Annotated in this window: 18 protein-coding genes and 2 tRNA genes; 11 read left to right on the forward strand and 9 right to left on the reverse strand. The window is 53.4% G+C overall.

The features are described 5' to 3' along the window. Window positions 1-134: 134 nt before the first annotated feature. Window positions 135-638 (reverse strand): hypothetical protein, encoded by a 504-nt coding sequence (locus ADN00_RS07985; RefSeq protein WP_075062446.1) that lies wholly within the window; start codon window positions 636-638, stop codon window positions 135-137. A gap of 115 nt (window positions 639-753) precedes the next feature. After that, complete coding sequence (locus tag ADN00_RS07990) at window positions 754-1,641, reverse strand: LamG domain-containing protein (RefSeq protein WP_075062447.1); 888 nt, start codon at window positions 1,639-1,641, stop codon at window positions 754-756. A gap of 150 nt (window positions 1,642-1,791) precedes the next feature. Between ADN00_RS07990 and ADN00_RS07995 the strand changes: the two genes are divergently transcribed. The 4 genes from ADN00_RS07995 (at window position 1,792) to ADN00_RS08010 (ending at window position 5,762) form a co-directional block, all read left to right on the forward strand. Beyond that, window positions 1,792-1,881, forward strand: a tRNA-Ser gene (locus tag ADN00_RS07995). Between the two features lie 52 nt (window positions 1,882-1,933). After that, window positions 1,934-3,190 (forward strand): class I SAM-dependent RNA methyltransferase, encoded by a 1,257-nt coding sequence (locus ADN00_RS08000; RefSeq protein WP_075062448.1) that lies wholly within the window; start codon window positions 1,934-1,936, stop codon window positions 3,188-3,190. A gap of 181 nt (window positions 3,191-3,371) precedes the next feature. Next, window positions 3,372-4,244, forward strand: a complete 873-nt coding sequence (locus ADN00_RS08005; RefSeq protein WP_075062449.1) for an AraC family transcriptional regulator — start codon at window positions 3,372-3,374, stop codon at window positions 4,242-4,244. Between the two features lie 432 nt (window positions 4,245-4,676). Beyond that, window positions 4,677-5,762 (forward strand): YkvI family membrane protein, encoded by a 1,086-nt coding sequence (locus ADN00_RS08010; RefSeq protein WP_075062450.1) that lies wholly within the window; start codon window positions 4,677-4,679, stop codon window positions 5,760-5,762. Between the two features lie 130 nt (window positions 5,763-5,892). Here ADN00_RS08010 and ADN00_RS08015 read toward each other — a convergent pair whose 3' ends face one another. Continuing rightward, entirely contained in the window at window positions 5,893-6,585 is a 693-nt protein-coding gene (locus ADN00_RS08015; RefSeq protein WP_075062451.1) for an NUDIX hydrolase, read from the reverse strand. A 92-nt stretch (window positions 6,586-6,677) separates the two neighbouring features. Between ADN00_RS08015 and ADN00_RS08020 the strand changes: the two genes are divergently transcribed. The 3 genes from ADN00_RS08020 to ADN00_RS08030 all read left to right on the forward strand — a co-directional run bounded on the left by ADN00_RS08020 (window position 6,678) and on the right by ADN00_RS08030 (window position 9,435). Then, entirely contained in the window at window positions 6,678-7,607 is a 930-nt protein-coding gene (locus tag ADN00_RS08020) for a sugar-binding protein (protein WP_075062452.1), read from the forward strand. Window positions 7,608-7,702: 95 nt separating this feature from the next. Next, the gene (dinB, locus tag ADN00_RS08025) at window positions 7,703-8,899 is read left to right on the forward strand and encodes a DNA polymerase IV (RefSeq protein ID WP_075062453.1); all 1,197 of its coding nucleotides are present in this window, start codon (window positions 7,703-7,705) and stop codon (window positions 8,897-8,899) included. 2 nt (window positions 8,900-8,901) lie between these two features. Beyond that, complete coding sequence (locus ADN00_RS08030; protein WP_075062454.1) at window positions 8,902-9,435, forward strand: hypothetical protein; 534 nt, start codon at window positions 8,902-8,904, stop codon at window positions 9,433-9,435. 131 nt (window positions 9,436-9,566) lie between these two features. On the opposite strand, the gene ADN00_RS08035 is transcribed toward ADN00_RS08030, so the two are convergent. Continuing rightward, window positions 9,567-10,844, reverse strand: coding sequence for a glycosyltransferase (locus tag ADN00_RS08035; RefSeq protein WP_075062455.1), 1,278 nt, complete (start codon window positions 10,842-10,844; stop codon window positions 9,567-9,569). 68 nt (window positions 10,845-10,912) lie between these two features. Between ADN00_RS08035 and ADN00_RS08040 the strand changes: the two genes are divergently transcribed. The 4 genes from ADN00_RS08040 to ADN00_RS08055 all read left to right on the forward strand — a co-directional run bounded on the left by ADN00_RS08040 (window position 10,913) and on the right by ADN00_RS08055 (window position 13,664). Continuing rightward, window positions 10,913-10,985, forward strand: a tRNA-Thr gene (locus tag ADN00_RS08040). Between the two features lie 101 nt (window positions 10,986-11,086). Then, on the forward strand, window positions 11,087-11,710 hold the full coding sequence (gene udk / locus ADN00_RS08045; RefSeq protein WP_075062456.1) for a uridine kinase: 624 nt from the start codon (window positions 11,087-11,089) through the stop codon (window positions 11,708-11,710). Window positions 11,711-11,718: 8 nt separating this feature from the next. Next, complete coding sequence (locus tag ADN00_RS08050) at window positions 11,719-12,264, forward strand: VTT domain-containing protein (protein WP_075062457.1); 546 nt, start codon at window positions 11,719-11,721, stop codon at window positions 12,262-12,264. A gap of 29 nt (window positions 12,265-12,293) precedes the next feature. Beyond that, on the forward strand, window positions 12,294-13,664 hold the full coding sequence (locus ADN00_RS08055; RefSeq protein WP_075062458.1) for a M20/M25/M40 family metallo-hydrolase: 1,371 nt from the start codon (window positions 12,294-12,296) through the stop codon (window positions 13,662-13,664). A gap of 59 nt (window positions 13,665-13,723) precedes the next feature. On the opposite strand, the gene ADN00_RS08060 is transcribed toward ADN00_RS08055, so the two are convergent. The 5 genes from ADN00_RS08060 to ADN00_RS08080 are packed head-to-tail and all read right to left on the reverse strand — an operon-like array spanning window position 13,724 to window position 18,265. Beyond that, entirely contained in the window at window positions 13,724-14,380 is a 657-nt protein-coding gene (locus tag ADN00_RS08060; RefSeq protein ID WP_075062459.1) for a hypothetical protein, read from the reverse strand. Continuing rightward, a complete protein-coding gene (locus ADN00_RS08065; RefSeq protein ID WP_075062460.1) occupies window positions 14,380-14,796 on the reverse strand; it encodes a DUF126 domain-containing protein in 417 nt (138 codons plus the stop codon). Before ADN00_RS08065 ends, ADN00_RS08060 begins: the two co-directional genes overlap by 1 nt. After that, the gene (locus ADN00_RS08070) at window positions 14,793-15,989 is read right to left on the reverse strand and encodes an aconitase X catalytic domain-containing protein (protein ID WP_075062461.1); all 1,197 of its coding nucleotides are present in this window, start codon (window positions 15,987-15,989) and stop codon (window positions 14,793-14,795) included. The genes ADN00_RS08065 and ADN00_RS08070 overlap by 4 nt, the downstream gene beginning before the upstream one ends. Continuing rightward, window positions 15,986-17,296: a UbiD family decarboxylase gene (locus tag ADN00_RS08075; protein ID WP_075062462.1), complete on the reverse strand. Its 1,311-nt coding sequence runs from the start codon at window positions 17,294-17,296 to the stop codon at window positions 15,986-15,988. Before ADN00_RS08075 ends, ADN00_RS08070 begins: the two co-directional genes overlap by 4 nt. A 12-nt stretch (window positions 17,297-17,308) precedes the next feature. Then, the gene (locus ADN00_RS08080) at window positions 17,309-18,265 is read right to left on the reverse strand and encodes a YihY/virulence factor BrkB family protein (protein ID WP_075062463.1); all 957 of its coding nucleotides are present in this window, start codon (window positions 18,263-18,265) and stop codon (window positions 17,309-17,311) included. Window positions 18,266-18,276 lie beyond the last annotated feature (11 nt).

Raw genomic sequence — 18,276 nt, forward strand, 5'->3', positions numbered from 1 at the left:
AGCAGCGCTACCTGGTTCATTACATAGGGCTTAAACACGGGGTGGGCTTGTTTTCTTCTCATTCCTTTATTGAATCATTGCTTTTTAAAAATGTAAAGGGGCTGTCCTCTACTTTTTGGACAGCCCCTGTTTTGTTAATCTTCAACGGCAATCGTCAGCGGGACAAAAAACTGGGTGGAATAGATTTCCAAATCTGTTTGCTGATCGTAAAGCGTGAAAGTGAAGTATTTATCGTAACCCGGGATTCGCCCGTAGCAGTAAAGACGATTCTTCTGATCGGAGATGGGGCTGCATTGATACGGTTTATTCTGATCCACCTGCGCATAATAGCTGCCCTGGATAGCCTCTGGGAACTCGATGGTGAGGAAATACTGGTAGCCAGGTCTTTCCCCTTGGGCAAAGAGGCGAGCTTTAGCGGCGTCATCGGGCGGGGTGGGTAAGGGTGTTTGGGTTTGGGTTGGCGTAACCGACGGGATAGGTGTTAGGGTGGCGGTTGGCAGTGGTGTGCTGGTTGGCTGGCGGGTGGGCAAGGGCGTAGAGGTGGGCGCGAGGGTAGCTGGCGGCGGGGTTTGAGCCGGCGCGCAGGCGGCCAGCAGCATAGCGATTAGACCCAAAGCAGATAGCATTCTGGTAAACATTTTATTCTTCATAGCCTACCCTAATATTCTTTGATGATTGACAACTTAGACCTGATTATACTTCGCAATCAGTCTGCACAATCATCTACGCTGGAAAATTCATCGAGTTGCACAATCATTCGGCCAAAATCCACAGGTCTATGTCCGTCATCATGCAGCGAAATCCGTAGTCTTTGATGGTGCCAGAATTAAGGGTGAGCCCCAGGTTGCCGGCTGTGAGGTTGGGGTCTTGGAAGCGGACCACTTTGCGTCCGTTAACGAAAAATGTAACGTATTGGTCTTTGACCATGAGCAGCAGTTCCGCGTCTCCGTTGGGCGTGCCGACTTTGCCGTAATAGCCACCCTTCATTTCTGTGAATTTGTTTTTCAGATTACGGAAGGTATGAACGTTGCCATCCAAGGCCAGGAAGGTCATGTAATGGTTTGATTCATCCGATTCAGAATAAACAAAGTCGCAGCCTGAAGAAAACCAGTTGGCAGTGTTGCTGGCGGTCTCCCAAGCGGAGTCGACGCGAATGATGAAATTTTGCGGCTGGTAACCGGTGTTCCACCACTGATACCAGTTGATTTGCGCCCAGGATTCGTCAAAATCGTCCAGCCGGTAAAATTCAGCGGTTTCCAGGTCGTCATCCGAGAGAAGGCCTTCGGCAAAGAGCGGCTGCAGTTTTTCTCTGGCTTCGGTGGTGATTTCCACCATCTCCGGGTCGGAAGGAATTTCTTCACCCTGATAGTCTTCACCGGCGAATGGGTCTTCCGGCGTTTCGGTGGGGGCTAGAAGGGTGGCCTGGGCATCGAGGATGGCCTGGTTGGTGGCCTGAATGGCGACGTTCGTGGCTTCAATCTGGGCGGATTGCTTGGCCAGAGCGGCGGCGGTCTCCGAGGCAGATTGATTGGAGTCCGGGGAACCGGCGGGTGGGTTGGTCAGCTCATTGGAAGTGCCGCAGGCGAGCATGAGCAGGATGAGAAGGCAAGAGACAATCAGGATTGAGATGCGGGATTTCATTGGATAATCTCCTTGTTGGATTAAGTGCGGAAGGCTTGTATTGATTATATAGAGAATTATTCATTTGAGTTTGACCTTTTGGAATAAAATGAAATGGAAATGAATAATTTTGTGGTATAATGTTGGCCGCTCAACTGAGTATTCAATTCTGGAGAGGTAGCGTAGTCTGGCCTAACGCGCGCGCCTGGAGAGCGCGTGAACCGCAAGGTTCCGTGGGTTCGAATCCCACCCTCTCCGCCAGAAGAAACCCTCTCACACCGAGAGGGTTTTTCTTTTGCGGGAATGTAAAGATATGAAAGACGAGAAGATGGCGAAAGCAAGCGATTGGGTAGAAGTAACGGTTGAGAAGGCCGTTTATGGCGGCGATGGCATGGGGCGGCTGGCCGACGGCCGGGCGATTTTTGTGCCGTTTGGTCTGCCGGGAGAAATCGTGTGGGTTGAGATTGTTGAAGAAAAGCGCGGGCACGCGCGCGGCATCATCCGCGAGTGGGTAAGCTGTTCGCCGGAGAGGATTGAGGCGCGCTGCCGGCATTATGGGCTGTGCGGAGGCTGCCATTACCAGCATCTTCCTTATGAAAAGCAATTGGAATTCAAGCGGGAGGTGGTTCAGGAGCAGTTGGAGCGCATCGCGGGGGTGAAGGATGTGCGGGTGGACGCGACGGTGGCTTCGCCCAAAACCTGGAACTACCGCAACACGATTCAATTTCACCTGTCTGAAACGGGCAAGCTGGGTTTTCTGGAAGCCGGTTCGCATCGGGTGGTGGAGATCAGCGAGTGCCACCTGCCGGAGACGGTGATTGATGAGGTGTGGAAGAAACTGGAGTTTGATTCGGGGGCGGGGTACGAGCGGATCGAGGTCAGCCAGGGCGCCGATGAGGAAGCCTTAATCACCCTGTACAGCAGCAGCCTGGAGATGCCGGAGATGGAATTGGATTTGCCGGTCTCGGCGGTGCAGATTAACCCGGCGGGGAAGGTGGTGCTGGCTGGTGACGACTGCCTGTGGATGGAAGTGCTGGGGCGGACGTTTAAGGTCTCGGCGGGGTCTTTCTTCCAGGTGAATCTGGGGGTGGCTGAAAAAATGGTTGAGCATGTTATCAGCCTGATTCCCGCAGACCGGCAGCAGAGCCTGCTGGACCTGTATTGTGGGGTGGGGCTGTTCAGCGCGTTTGCCGCGTCCAAAGTGGGCCAGGTAACGGGTGTTGAACTTTCGGAATCCGCCTGCGACGATTTTGCCGATAACCTGCAGGAGTTTGACAACGTGAGTTTATATGTCGGCGCGGCGGAAGATGTGCTGCCCGCCCTCACCCAGAAATATGATATCGTCATCGCTGACCCGCCGCGAGCCGGCCTGCAGCGCGAGGCGCTGGACGCGCTGGTGAAGGTAGCACCGAAGAAAATTATTTATGTTTCTTGTGATCCATCGACACTGGCGCGGGACGCGAAACGGTTGATCGAAAAAGGCTACACCCTGGCGCAGGCAACGCCCTTTGATATGTTTCCACAGACGTATCACGTGGAAACGGTGGCGGTGTTTGACCGATCTTTATAATGCGCGCATGGTACGGACAACATTCCACGCCGGATGATCTGTAAAGTGCAATTTCCACGGGCAGGCTTGAGCTTGCCCGTTTTTATTACCAATGATTAGCAGAAACGACAATCTTGGGCAAAGAATTGTCGGATGCGGCCAGCTGTGTTCAGTTATTCTTAAGGGCGAAGGAGCGCAAAGAATGGATTCGATCAAGGCGATGAATGAAGCTATCCGTTATATTGAAGAGAACCTTACCGGCGAAATTCAAATGAAAGAAATTGCCCGGTTGGCGATCTGTTCAGAGTATCATTTTCAGCATATGTTTTCTTTTCTGGCAGGGATATCGTTGAATGAATATATTCGCCGCAGACGATTGACCCTGGCCGCTTTTGAGCTTAGCCAGAGCGATTTGCGCGTTCTGGACATCGCGGTAAAGTATGGGTACAGCTCCGCGGATGCTTTTGCCAGAGCTTTTCAAGCCTTTCATGGCGTACTTCCATCGGAGGCTAGAAAAAAAGGAATCCCCCTCAAGGCGTTTCCGAGACTGACTTTTCAATTGACGATTACAGGAGGCATCGAGATGAATTTTCGGATTGTAGAGAAAGCAGCGTTCAGGATTGTGGGGCTGCAAAAACGGGTGCGGATTCAGTTTAACGGTGTCAATGCCGAGATTGCTGAGATGTGGAACAGCCTTACCCCTGATATGATCACACAGCTCAAAGCTATGTCCAACGTGGAGCCGGTTGGGATGATCAGCGCGTCTACCCACTTCTCAGAAGGACGCATGCAAGAACAGGGCGAGCTGGATCATTTTATTGGCGTGACAACCGACAAGGCCTGCCCAGACCATTTTCAATCACTGGAGGTCTCCTCCTCTACCTGGGCAGTTTTTGAAGCGGTTGGGCCGTTCCCAGAGACGCTGCAAAACGTTTGGGGGCGGATTTACTCTGAATGGTTTCCCTCCTCGAATTATGAGCTGGCCCCTGGCCCTGAAATTTTGTGGAATGAAAGCAAGGATGTTAGCTTGCCCAATTATCGGAGTGAGATCTGGATACCGGTGCAGCCAAAGTAATCTGAAAATGCCCTCTCTTCTCAATGAGAGGGCATTTTTTTGAGCTGAAATGTCATCGGGAAGAACAAACCAGTGATTGGTTTCATCGCTGTCCTTTGAATTCGGCGATGGCACCAGGGAGTCTCGCTTGAGCAGATTATGCTGGCTGTCCTCCGCCGGTATCGCCGTGTCGATCATCGTTCGGGCAGTTCCGGCAGTTGATACAAGCCTTCCTCAACAATTCCCCGTAATTGTTTGTGAGCAAATCAAAATATGGTTTTAGGTTTGGCGGCCTAAAAGAAAACCTGATCTATCGTTTTTAAGGTGCCGGAATATTCAGAAAATCGTCCAGGCTCCTTTTTTCCCTGGTCAATGGAAAAAAGCTAAAAACAACGTACGCGAATATGGAAAGAACTGCATAATAGAGGGATATGCAGTGTTGAGGATTTTAGAATGGAAAGCCAGAATGTATATCGATCAAAGACGATCCTGAAATTTGCCGGCGCCTTTATTGCGTGGGTTATTGGCTCTGGGTTTGCCACAGGGCAAGAAGTGCTTCAGTTTTTTACAAGCTATGGGTACTTGAGTTATGGCGTTGTATTGTTGAATTTAATTGGTTTCATATTTTTGGGGCAGGTTTTACTCATAACGGGTTATGAACATAAAGCCGAAAAGTCATTCAACCAGTTCAAATTCTTTTGTGGTGAAAAGGTGGGAACATTTTATTCGTGGTTGATCCCAATCACTTTAGTATTGGTTATGCCTGTGTTGATTTCAGGCGCTGGCGCGACACTTTCTGAATATTATGGAATCAACCACTATATTGGTTCAGCCCTAATGGCAGGAATGGTCTTATGTGCTTATTTGATTGGATTTGAGCGATTAATTAAAATCGTTTCGACGATAGGGCCGGTCATTATTCTTTTTTCATTGATGGTTGGAACGGTTTCGGTGATCCGTGATTTTGATCATTTTGTGACCGTCTCCAACTCTGAAGGTCTATTAAGAGAATCGCAATCCTCACCGCATTGGGCGCTTAGTTCTATTTTATATTTATCTCTTAATTTTCTGAGTGGCAGCACATATTTCACAGAACTGGGAAAATCATCAGGTCATCGAAACGATGCAAAGTATGGAGCGTTATTAGGCGCCACAGCCTTGGTTTTGTCTATTGCAATTATGAACACCGCGATACTGCTGAATGCAGAAAATACAGCGGTTCTGGCAATCCCTGTGCTTTTTTTAGCAAAAGAGATTTCTTATTCCATTGGTGCAGTATTTTCAATCGTTTTGATATTGGGTATGTTTTCTTCCTGCTCGGCAATGATGTGGTCTGTGTGTAATCGTTTCACATGGGGCGGCAAACAGGGTAATCGATTATTTGCCATTTTCGTTGCCATTTTCATTTTTGTTTTGGGCTTGTTTTCTTTCAGTGATCTCTTGGGAGTTTTTTATCCACTGGTGGGGTACATGGGCCTGCTTTATATCGGCTGTGTCATTTACAAAGGAATCAAGCACCAATTTGAAACCCGAAGATGAAAATAGAAATCGCGGAACCCTCCCCAACCTTTTGATTGCCCCTGTCTGAACCCTAAATGAACGGGTCTCGCGGTGTTTTGGCAGGTATCCGTTTTTCGTAAAAGCAGAAGAGATCAATGCGGACGATGGATTATGGAAACAACCGGCGTGCTTTGACCTCGGCGATGGCGTCCGGGCGGTAGCGGTAGAGTTGGGCCGGGCGGCCTTCGCCGGCGCGACGATGGGGAGTGGATTCAATAATGCCGGCTTCCAAAATGCGGCGGCGAAAATTGCGTTTGTCCAGGCTGACCCCCAGGATGATTTCATAGGTGTTTTGCAATTCAGACAGGGTGAAGGTTTCGGGCAGCAGCTCAAAGCCAACCGCACTGTACTCCAGTTTGTAGCGCAGGCGGCGCAGCGCGTACTCGACGATGAGCGGGTGGTCCAGGGCCAGGCTGGGCAGGGCGTTAACCGGGAAGCAGCGCAATGCGGCGCGCTTGCGCAGCTCATTCTGGCTGGCATCCGCCGGGATGAGGGCAAAGAAAACCACCGAAACCAGGGGATACTGCGGGTGGCGCTGGGTGTCTCCGTAGGTGTAGAGCTGTTCCAGATAGGCTTCATCCATGCCCATGTTCTGGCGGAGATATTGGTTGGCGGTTTCTTCCAGGTTTTGCTCGATATTGGCTGGAACTCCGGGGATTTCCCAAACGTCATTAGCTTGAGGAAGGCTGGATGGAGAAAGAAAGACAGCCAGCTGGTTGTCTTTCAGTGTAAAAATGACCAGGCGAATTTCGAGGGTATGTTGGGTCGCCTGTGTGGGTGTGGATTTGTCTGGTTGATCCATTCCGATTATCCTCAAGACGATTATAGCTTGATTGATTATTAATGCAAACACAATATAATACACTTAACGTTCATGGATGATGAGGAGGAGGTATGAAAAAAAATTCACGGGTGTTGGCAGCCATTGGAATTTTGATCTTGGTTTCATTGGCTTGCACCGCGCCGATTGCCCTGCCTGGCGGAGGAGATGAGGAACCAACGCCCAACCTGACGATGACGGCGCTCTTCTCGGTGCCGGAACTGGCAACTTCGACCAGCGCCCCCGTTGTGGTGGTGACCAACACGCCGGTTGTGTCTACTGCTACCGCGATCCCCAGCGCGACGGCACTGCCACCGACGGCGACCAGTACGAATACATCTGCTCCAACCGCCACCAGCATCCCGGCGCGTGGAATGGTCGTCTCAGCGGCCTATTTGAGCGGCGGAATTGACCTGGATGGCGTGTGGGATGAGTGGAACACGAAAGCGTACCCGATGAAAAACGTGGTATACGGAAAATCCAATTGGACCGGTGAAGAAGACCTGGAAGGGTCTTACCGGATTGGCTGGAACAACTCTTACCTGTTTATTGCCGTTAAGGTACGGGATGAACAATATGAGCAGCACGCGTCGGGCGCGGATATGTATAAAGGCGACAGTATTGAGCTGCTGCTGGATACCAATCTGTACGATGATTTTTACACCACTGAGCTTTCGCCCGACGATCACCAATTAGGCATTTCGGCTGGCAAAAACGGGACCGATGACGGCGAGGAAGTGTATTTATGGTTCCCAACCGGCAAGACAGGCTTGCGTGACAGCGTGCAGATCGGCAAGTCGCTGGAGGACGGCGTTTACCGAATTGAGGCGGCGATTCCGTGGAGTGTGTTTGGCATTACCCCCACATCGGGAATGCACCTGGGGTTCGCGCTATCAGCATCCGATAACGACGTTTCGTGGGATGAACAGCAAACCATGGTTTCCAGTATCGCCACCCGGCGGCTGACCAACCCGACCACTTGGGGAGAGTTGATTCTCCAATAGGCGCGGGTACATCAAACGGATGGTTTTGAGAAGATCTATTCAGCAGCTTTGTGGTTGCGCAAAGCTGCTGGATTATTTTGCTGGAATGATGAACGATGGGATTTAGAAAGATCTTGCATCTGGACCTGGACGCCTTTTTTTGCGCGGTGGAAGAACTGCGCAACCCGGAACTGGTGGGCAAGGCCTTCGCGGTAGGCGGCGCGCCAGACCAGCGCGGGGTGGTCTCTTCGTGTTCTTACGCAGCCAGGCAGATGGGCGTGCATTCGGCCATGCCGATGGCCAAAGCATTGAAGCTCTGCCCCAACCTGATCGTGGTGCGCGGCAATCACCATGATTATGGGGTTCACTCAGAACGGGTGATGGCCATTTTATGCGATATTTCTCCGCTGGTGGAGCAGATTTCGATTGATGAAGCCTTTATTGACGTCAGTGATTTGCCTGAAGACGGGGAGAGCATCGCGCGCGGGCTGCAGGCAAGAATCCAGAAAGAAACCGGACTGCCTTGTTCGATTGGGGTGGCCAGCAACAAGCTGGTGGCAAAAATTGCCAACAACATCGGCAAGTCGCGGCACCGCGGAATTACGCCTCCGCGGGCGATTCTGGTGGTGCAGCCAGGCGAAGAGGCGCAGTTTCTGGCCAGCCTGCCGGTGAAAGAAATGTGGGGTGTTGGGCCGAAGACAGCCGAAAGCCTGATGCGAATGGGAATTCACACCATTGGCGATCTGGCAGCTGCGCCGGAAAAGCTGTTGGCCCAGCATTTTGGGAAGATGGGCGGGCAGCTTTCGCGCTCGGCGAAGGGGCGGGATGACCGTCCGGTGGAAGTGGAATATAATATCAAATCTGTCAGCCAGGAGATTACTTTCTCCAAGGACGTTCACGACCTTCGCACCCTGGAAAAGAAGATGGAAGACCTGGCGGAACAGGTGGGCTACCGGCTGCGTCACCAGAACCTGGCCGCTGGAACGGTGCGCATCAAGCTGCGCTGGTCCGATTTCACAACCATTACCCGCCAGACGCGCCTGGAGCAGCCCACCAACCAGGACCATGTCATCATTGAAGCGGCCAGACAATTGTTAAGAGCCAACTTTACCAGCGGCCAACTGGTGCGACTGATTGGGGTGGGTGCCAGTAATTTATGTGAACCGGCTTACCAACTGTCCTTATTTGACCCATCCGGGGAGAAAGAAAGAAAGTTATTAAGCACCCTGGATGATCTGCGCGACCGCTATGGCGAGAAAGTGATCCGCAAAGGCAGTACGATTTCATCGAAAGGAAAACCCGGGCCTGGATAAGAATGGAAACGATCCAAAACAGCGCAAAACATAATTGGAAACGTGATTTACGCAGCAAAATCCTGGATGGATTTTTTGCTGGATGGCTGTTGTTATTCCTTCTGATTGTGTTGAGAATTATCGTAGACCCGATTGGATACCGTTTTGGGCGGCTGGGACTGCTTAATTATGATGTGTTTCTCATTGCGCTGGCTGTTTTTTGTCTGGAGCGGGCTCTCTCGGCGCGCAGAGCGGATACGACGCTGGCCTGGCTGGGAGCAGTAGGCGGCTTGCTCACCTGGTCGGCGGTGGAGTTGAGCTGCATGGTGGGGCAGACCCCGCTGGTGGCGCTGACGGGGGTGATGCTGTTCATTTTGATCCTTCTAATTGTGTTTGTGCTGTGGCGCAAGGGATTGAGTGTTGGGGGTAAATTTTACATGATGGTTGTGCTCATCTGCTGGCTGGTTAAATATATTCTTGCCGGCCAGGAGTTTGTTCGCGTGTGGCTGCCGGCTTTCAGCCCCGACCTGCACTTGGTGGGATTGCCGCTCTGTTAGGCGCTGTTTTGGTTGTTGGATGGATTCTTCTTCAATCACAACGCCGCCTGGAGAGAACATGGGCGGCGCTGTGGCTGTTCTTTTTCTCAGTGCTGGCGCTGGGGTCATTTTTCCCTTTTCTGAGCTGAAGGTTATTCAATGCCGCTAACCGGCTGGCCCAGGCAAATCTCATCGTAAAGTTTCTTCATCTTTTCGGCAATAATCTCCCAGGAGTATGCCTGGGCGTATTGGTTTGCCTGATTGCCAAGTTGCTCGCGTAAATGGTCGTTGCGGATGAGGCGGGTTAATGTTTCGCCGAGGGCGATGGGGTCGCCATCGGGGATGAGAATGCCGGTAACATTATTCTGCACCAGATAGGCCAGCCCGCCCACTTGCGAAGCTACTACCGGCTTACCGCAGGCCATGGCTTCCAGTGCCACCATGCCAAACGACTCGTAGTGAGAGGGCATAATCACCACTTCGGAGGCTGAATAGTAATACGGCAGCAAGTTTTGGTCGCGCTTGCCTAAAAATAGAACCAGGTCACCGATTCCCAACGTTTGGCATAATTCCTGAAGACGCTTCATTTCTGCGTCCATATTCTCGGGTGAGACGTCTGGTTCGCCGCCTATGATTGCCAGGTAATGAGGGCATTTGCCTAACACGCCCAACTTGCGCATGTGCGCGATGGCACGCACCAGAGTATCCACGCCTTTCAGTGGTTCAATGCGGCCCACAAATAACAGCATGCGATCCTTTTCGGGGATGCCAACCACCGCTTTGGCTTCATCGGCGGGAATGGGGTAGAAATGGCTGGTGTCTACGCCGGGCGGAATGCTACACAATTTCTGTGGATCGGCATGATACAGCGCGGTAAGCTGCTTTTCTTCGGCAGGGGTGGCGGTTACAATGCAGGCGGAGTGCTGGATGACGCGCTCTTCACCGTCAATGCGGTATTGGCCTTCACGCTCTTCCGCTGAGCGGGCGATCTGGTTCTTTAGCTTTTGCAGGGTGTGGAACATGCTGATAATGGGAACGCGCCACTCTTTCTGCAAATCAATCGAAGCGATGCCAGACATCCAGTAATGGCTGTGAACCAGATCGTATTGCAGGTTCTTCTCTCGCGTGAAAGTTAGAATCCCCTCCGCAAATTGTGGAATATGGCTGGCCAATTCCTCTTTGGGAAGCGGGTGTTCCGGCCCGGCGGGGATATGCACCACACGGTTACCGTAGCCCAGGTCGTGAAGCACATGCGGGACGTGCTCATTTTCTGAGCGGGTGAAGACGTCTACATGCACGCCGGCGCGTCCGAGGTAATGGGTCAGCTCGCGAACATAGACGTTCATCCCGCCGGTGTTTTTTCCACCCAGGGTGGCCAGTGGGCAAGTGTGATAGGAGATCATGGCTATTCTTAATGGTGATTGGGACATTCCAAATCCTCGAAAATCTGATCAATCTCTTGTCGAAATTTTTTAAGTGCTGGTATAATTGTGTGCACGCCACCGTAGCTCAGTTGGTAGAGCAGACGATTCGTAATCGTCAGGTCAAGGGTTCGAGACCCTTCGGTGGCTCAATCTATTTAATCCATTCTTGTTGTAGAATTATATCAGCCGATCGCCTTTTCTCTCACTTTCAATGAGCGAAAATCCTTTTTCAAGGCAGACTCTCCTTTATGAATTATTCGAAAACTCCTCTGGTTGTGGCAATTGCCGGTGGTTCGGGCAGCGGGAAGACCACTGTCGCGAATGTGGTTCTGCAGCGGGTTGGTCCGCAGCGGATCTCGTTTCTTCCCCATGATGCTTACTACCGTGAATTAACTGGATTGCCGCCGGCCCAGCGCGCGTTGGTCAATTTTGACCACCCCGATTCTTTGGAGACAGAGCTGCTGATTGATCACATCCAGCAGCTGAAGAACTGGCAAGCGGTAGACCTGCCGGTTTATAACTTTACCACGCACAGCCGGACGGGTGAGACGGTGCGGGTGGAGCCCAAGCGGGTGATTCTGGTGGAGGGGATTTTGATTTTTGCCGAGCCCAAGCTGCGCGAATTATTTGACATCAAGATCTTTGTGGATACCGATTCAGATATCCGCTTTATTCGCCGCTTGCAGCGCGACATTGCCGAACGCGGGCGGACAACTGAGTCGGTTGTCCAGCAGTATCTCACAACGGTGCGGCCGATGCATCTTGAATTTGTAGAGCCATCCAAGCGGTACGCGGATGTGATTATTCCGGAAGGCGGGTTAAACGCGGTGGCGCTGGATATGGTCATTGCGCGGATTGAGTCTTTACTTTAGGAAGATAAATGAATGATGAACGTAGGCAATTGATCCTGCGCGTTTTGATTTTGCTGCTGGTAACAGGGCTGTCGATTTACATTTATACCATCCGGGACCAATTGGCGGGGTTTGAAGCCTACGGTTATCCGGGCATTTTTTTAATTTCCATTCTGGCCAACGCCACCGTGATTTTACCGCTGCCGGGGGTGGTAATCACTTCGGCGATGGCGGCGGTGTTTAACCCGTTTGGTGTGGCGCTCGCGGCGGGCAGCGGGGCGGCGCTGGGCGAGATCTCGGGGTACCTGGCCGGGTACAGCGGGCGGGCAGTGATTGAGCGCAAAGAGTGGCATAAAAAAATGGTGGATTGGATGCAAAAATACGGCGACATCACCATTTTGGTGCTGGCCTTTATCCCCAATCCGCTGTTTGATATGGCGGGAATTACCGCGGGCGTGTTGAAATTGCCGCTGTGGCGCTTTTTGCTGTGGACAACGTTCGGGAAAATTTTGAAGATGTTGATTTTCGCGTATGGAGGAGCTTCAATCATTCGCGGGTTGGAGCGCATTTTCTAGTCTTAATGAAAGGACTCTGTGGTGACAGCATGGACGAAAAAGATGTGAAAATTGATCAATATCTGGATGCCAATTTGGACGGCAGCCTGGCAGAACTGGCGGCGTTGTGCGCGCAGCCAAGTGTTTCGGCGCAGAACCTGGGGATTGATGACTGCGCGAATCTGGTGGCGGAGATGCTGAAAAAGCGCGGGTTCGCGACCGAGGTTCTGCCTACTGGCGGCGCTCCGGTGGTGTTTGGTGAGCGTAAGGGAAGATCAGGTAAAACGCTTTTATTCTACAACCATTACGACGTGCAGCCTGGTGAGCCGCTGGAGTTATGGGAAAGCCCGCCGTTTCAACCTGAAATCCGCGATGGGGTAATGTACGCGCGCGGCGTGGTGGATGACAAGGGGCACTTTACCAGCCGTCTCTTCGCGGTGGACGCGCTGCTGAATGCCAATGGTGGCGAGCTGCCCTGTACGGTCAAATTTGTGCTGGAGGGCGAAGAAGAAACCAGCAGCCTGCATTTGCATGATTTTGTGGTTAACAACAAAGAGAAATTGGCCGCGGACGCGTGCGTGTGGGAATACGGCGGGGTGGATCACCTGGACCAGCCGACCCAATCGCTGGGGCTGCGGGGGATTTGCTATGTGGAGCTGTCGGTGGAAACAGCCAATCAGGATGTCCATTCGGGGCTGGGTGGCTCGATATTCCCGAACGCAGCCTGGCGGCTAGTATGGGCGCTGAACACCCTCAAAGATGAAAATGAGCGCATTTTGATCCCCGGTTTTTATGACGACATTGTGCCACCCACCAACCGCGATTTGGCCTTGTTGGATCAACTGCCTGACCCGGCAGAGCAATACCGCACGCAGTATGGCTTGAAGGGCTTTCTCAAGGGATTGACCGGCGGTGTGGCGTTGAAAGCCGCGCAGGTATTTGAGCCTACCTGCACGATATGCGGTTTAACCTCTGGCTACCAGGGTCCCGGATCGAAGACGGTGCTGCCGGCTAAAGCCAGCGCGAAGATCGACTTCCGTCTGGTACCCAACCAGCGCCCTGAAAAAGTGCTGCAGCAGCTGCGCGCGCACCTGGACCAGCACGGTTTTGAGGACATTCAGATTGAGTTTATGGGCGGGGATACCCCGGCGCGCACCGACCCTGATGATGATTTTGTGAAGCTGGCGGTTGCTACGGCGGAAGAGGTGTATCAGAAAGCGGTGCAGATTGAACCGATGTCCGGCGGTTCGGGCCCCAGCTCGATCTTTATGGAGCATCTGAACCTGCCTGTGATCTCGGCGGGGGTGGCGCATCCTGGCGCGCAGATGCACGCGCCCAACGAAAATATGCGTGTAGACCTTTATTTGCTGGGCGCCAAACACATTGCGCGGTTGATCAAGCGCTTTGGCGACGGAGAATAACCCCAATTCAGGTTGCAAAAAAACCCGCCCCCAACGTTATATTGGGAGCGGGTTTTATGTTAATGTTCGGCTCCAGCTTGGGAGCCGGGGTACAGCTCGTCGCGATTGGTGCCCAGCATGCCCGACTGCATGGATCGTTCATCGAGCAAGTTGAGTTGAATGGGCAAATCCGGCAGCACCGGGACCATTTTGCGGAGGTAAAAGGCGCGCGCCAGGCGGGCAACAGCGGTCTCGTCGGTAAGCCAGTCCATGGGGTAAGGACTGGAAATGCGCATCGGGCGAGTGTACCCGCGCAGGGTCTTCTGGCCGTGCTCGTTGAAAAAGACCTCAAAGTAAGACATGACCAGCTCGCGCAGGCCGCGGAAAACCGGCTCGCGAAAGCGCAGGCCAGAAAAGTTGGATTTGGCGACGGCGCCGAAAAGTCCGTTCTGCTGGAAAATAGCCAGCATATGATCATCATCGGTACCCGGTTCGGGCACTAAATCCAAAATAAGGGCGGGAAATCCAATGCGGTGCAGGGCGGCGGCGGCAAACAGCCCGCCGTCAAGGCAGTGCGACTGGTTGTCGCGCAGGACATTGAGTGGAGAGCGGTCACGCTCTTCTCGGCGGTAGGGAATCTGGTCAAGATACTGCTGGATGCGGTATGGCGTGTCCAGACTGTTCCATAGATTCAGTTGTTCGGCAGTCAGTTGGGCTTCAAAATGGGCGAGGTTCATCAGGTAGTCTCCTGCAAGCAAGGGGATTGGGTAATGGTAACGATGCCCTCGTCGGCGTTGACCGCAACCTGCATGCCGGTTTGGATTTGATCAATGGCGAGTAGATCGACACAGGGGATGTCCGAAATGATGCAGCCGACGGCGGTGATGGTTTCACATTCGCGGTTCAGGATGGCGCAGGGGGCCAGCCCGTTGGCTTTTAGGCGGTAAAGCGTATAAGAACCCACCGTTGAGCCTTTGCCGGTGGGAAACACGAGCACTTTCCCGGCGATGGACTGGCCGTATAAATCGTGGCCGGTTTCGGTAACCAGGCCGGTTTCCGGGTCTACCCCGCCGAAAAAGGAGATGCCCATCTGCGATACCAGCGCGGACCCTTGCGCCTGGCCGTTGGAAATGGTTCTGCCGGTAAGGTTCATCGGGTGGCCTCGTTGACAACTTCTTCAAAGGAGCGGTAGAGGGTATTGAATTTGTTTTTTCCACGCGCGTAATAACAGGCTTTGGCGCTGTCGGTGAGCAGAGTTTTGAAGCGGCCCTGAATGGGCGCGACCACACAGCAGGTGTCGGCAGCGAATTTCGCGCCGGCTTGTTCAATGATACGAGTGTACCCCATGCGGTCGGCCATTTGCTTGATGGGCCGGGCGGTGGTGATCCAGAATTCTTTGCGCACCTGGCGGCCGACGAGCAGCTGTGCCAGATGGGCAATTTCGTCAATGGACAGGTGCGGGCAGCCCAGGCTAATAAAATCGGGCTCATCAGCGGCGTTGGAGAGATGCTCAATCGCCTGATGGATCTGTTGGGATGAAATGGTTATGGATTCAGCCGGAACGGCAAAGAGCGAGGCTTCGGGCGTTACACCCTGAATGTGGAATAAACCTGCTCCACCGTAGGTGGCGATGCTGGCGCAGAAGGATTTGAGCTCTTCCAGGCTGGCCTGGGGGATGCCGGTGAGGTATGGCACCGGGCGGGTAGCGCGTTTTTCGATGATTTCACCGATCACTTTGCCCAACGCGCCAAATTGAAAGGTGCCAGAGAGCGGCGCTTCCACGTGGAAGTGCAGCCGCGGCACGCGTTGTTCGTCAAGGTGCAGGCCGTACGCGGGGGAAAAGCCGGTCAGCGCGGAGGCCAGTGCCGATGGGCCGCCTTCGCGGTTGGTGCGCGCGCCGAGTACGGAATTGGCAAAACACACCGCGCTGCTCTCTGACCAGGCAATGTGCTGACCATAGAGCGGCACGTTGCCCACCAGGTAGGGCGTGCAGGAGCAGGTGGCAACCACGCCCATGCGCGAGAAGGCCTCAATGACACGCGTCTGGTCTCGGGCAAATTCGGGGCTGATGCCCAACGCCTGCCAGTTTTCAATGTCCATGCCCGCCGGGTTGAGGGTGGTAAGCACGCGGGTTTTGCCGCCGCCGTCCGCCATATCAGAAAGAAATGCCAGCCCCGCTTCGCCCAGGTTGGCATAGCTCACGCCGGCAATCTGCACGGATGTAACCGGGATCAGTTCTTCGGCGCCGTAGATTTTGCCCAGAGCGGCGAGAATCTGCATGCTTTTTTGAGCGGCGCGGCCGTGTGCGCCATCGAGCATGGCGGTTTGGAGTGGCGTCAGGTTCATTGGGTGTCCTTCACAAACTGATTCAGGTCGACTTGCGGAAAAGCAGCCCGGTCAAAGGATTTGCCTTGCGTCTCCAGCGGTTTGGTGAGGTCAAAGCCGACGCGGGTGGTGTTCTTGGTGCCCGGTTCGGCGCTGGGGTCGAGGCTGGAGCCGGGAGAGGGTGGTTTGATGATCAGATCACGGTCGCCCTGAAAGCGGGTCGCCATAGCCCATTCCACTTCCAGGGGATTGTAGATGTCAATATCGCTGTCGACGACAAAAACATGCTTGCAGGAGGTGTGCCCAGCAAAAGCGGCTTCAATGGCTTTCCTGCCGTCATCTTCGTGCTGTTTGTCGATCTGGACGATGGCGTGCAGCCAGGAGGTGCCACCGGGGCTGATGTTGACATCCAGGCAGCGGGCAACCTGGTTGACTTTGCGGAAGATGGTTGGCTCGCGGGGCATGCCCATGAGCAGTTTGTGTTCCAGTGCGCCGGGCAAAAGGGCGTGCCAAATGGCATCCCGCCGGTGGGTGATGGCTTTTACTTCCAGCACCGGCTGCTGGCGGACGATGTCATACGTTTCGGTGAGATCGACAAACGGCCCTTCTTCACGCAGGCGGTCAAGGTGGACGGTGCCTTCAATCACGAATTCGCATTCCGCTGGCACCCAAACATCCACCGTTTTGGCTTTGACTACCTGGAGCGGTTCGAGGGCATTGGCAATTTCCAGCTCATCTACACCCAATTCAACAGAAGTGGCGGCAGCGGCCAGCACATTGGGGGCGTTGCCTATGCAGATGGCCACGTCCAGGTCGCGCAGGTCTTCCAGAAAGGCGTCAAAATGGCGGGACTTAACCACGCGCACCGACATCTCGGTTTTTGAAAGCTGCATGCAGCGGTGAAAATCCAGGTTTTGGCCGTATTGGGGGTGGCGAGTGACGAAGACACCTGAGCTGATGTAATTGCCGCCGTCTTTTTCGCAGTGTCTCAAAATGGGCAGCTCATCCAGGTCGGGGGAGAGGTTGACCACTTCCTGGCAAGGGGCTGCGCTGACGCGCTCGCAGGCAGAGCGATTTTCAATCGCGCCAGCCAGCAGCGGAATGATCTGATGGACTGGAACGCCGAAATAGCTGGCAAAACTGGCTTTGGAACAGAACAGGTTGCCCATTACCGGGAACTTTGATTCGATGACGTGGGAAAAAATAGCCGGGCGCGGCTCAATTTGCTTGAGCACCCCGGCTATCTGGTAGGTTTTGGAAATGGGCGCGCTCACTTCGAGAATGCGCGCCTCAGATTTTAGATTTTGGAGATGCGTGCGTAAGGTCATGGCGGTTCATCCTTATTCTGATTCGTCGTCTTCATCAAAGTTTACCATGCTGGAGCGGGTAATGTTGTCTTTTCTGGTCAATCGGGCGATGGCCGCGCTGAGATGATTGCCAAAGACCAGAATGTAGTTGCCAAAATAAAACCACAGCATAAGGGTGATGGTGCGCCCTAGCGAGCCGTAAACCAAGTCGTAATGGGCAAAGCCGCTGTTGAGATACCAGGTGAAGGCATTGTTGAGCAGCCACCAGCTCACGGATACAAATACCGCCCCCGCCAGGGCAGAAAGGCGCGGAATCTGGGTGTTGGGAACCCAATAATAAAGCGACCACAACAAGGCCAGGCGCACAATCTGAGGCAAAAACTGCGATAGGAAAGACCGTAAGGTAGTTTGGGCCAAAAACTCCCGCCACAGGGGAAAGTTGATCTTATTGAGCATTTCAAACCCGGTGGTTGAGAGGATGGATACGAGGAACAGGGAACCCAGCACCAGAACAATGGAAAGCGCCTGCAGGCGGGTCTTTACGAAATGGCGGGGTTTCATGCCGATCCAGGGGCGGTTGATATTGCGTACCAATAAGTTGAAAAATCCGGAGGATGACCAGACCAAACTGCCCAGGCTGATGAGGGTAAACGCCCCGCGGCGATGAACGACTTCTTTAATGACATTAAAGATCAGATCTTGGGAAATGGGGATGATTTCGGAAATATACTCGATGACGCGCTGTTGGGCGGTTTGAGCGGTGAGCCAGTTGCTGGCAACCGCGATCAGCAGCAGCGCCAGGGGAAAAATGGAGAATAAGGAATAATAGGCCAGACTGGCGGTCGTCTCGCCAGACATGGTGATATTAAAACTGCGGTAAGCGGTGCGCAGCACGAGGAAAAGGGAGCCCAATCCTTTTTTGGTAAGGCGGTAAGCATCCTCCAGGGTGGAAAGGATATGAGCGGTTTTGATTGCGTTCAAACTTTTCATGGGCATGCTTT

Source organism: Ornatilinea apprima, from assembly GCF_001306115.1.
Classification (GTDB): Bacteria; Chloroflexota; Anaerolineae; order Anaerolineales; family Anaerolineaceae; genus Ornatilinea; species Ornatilinea apprima.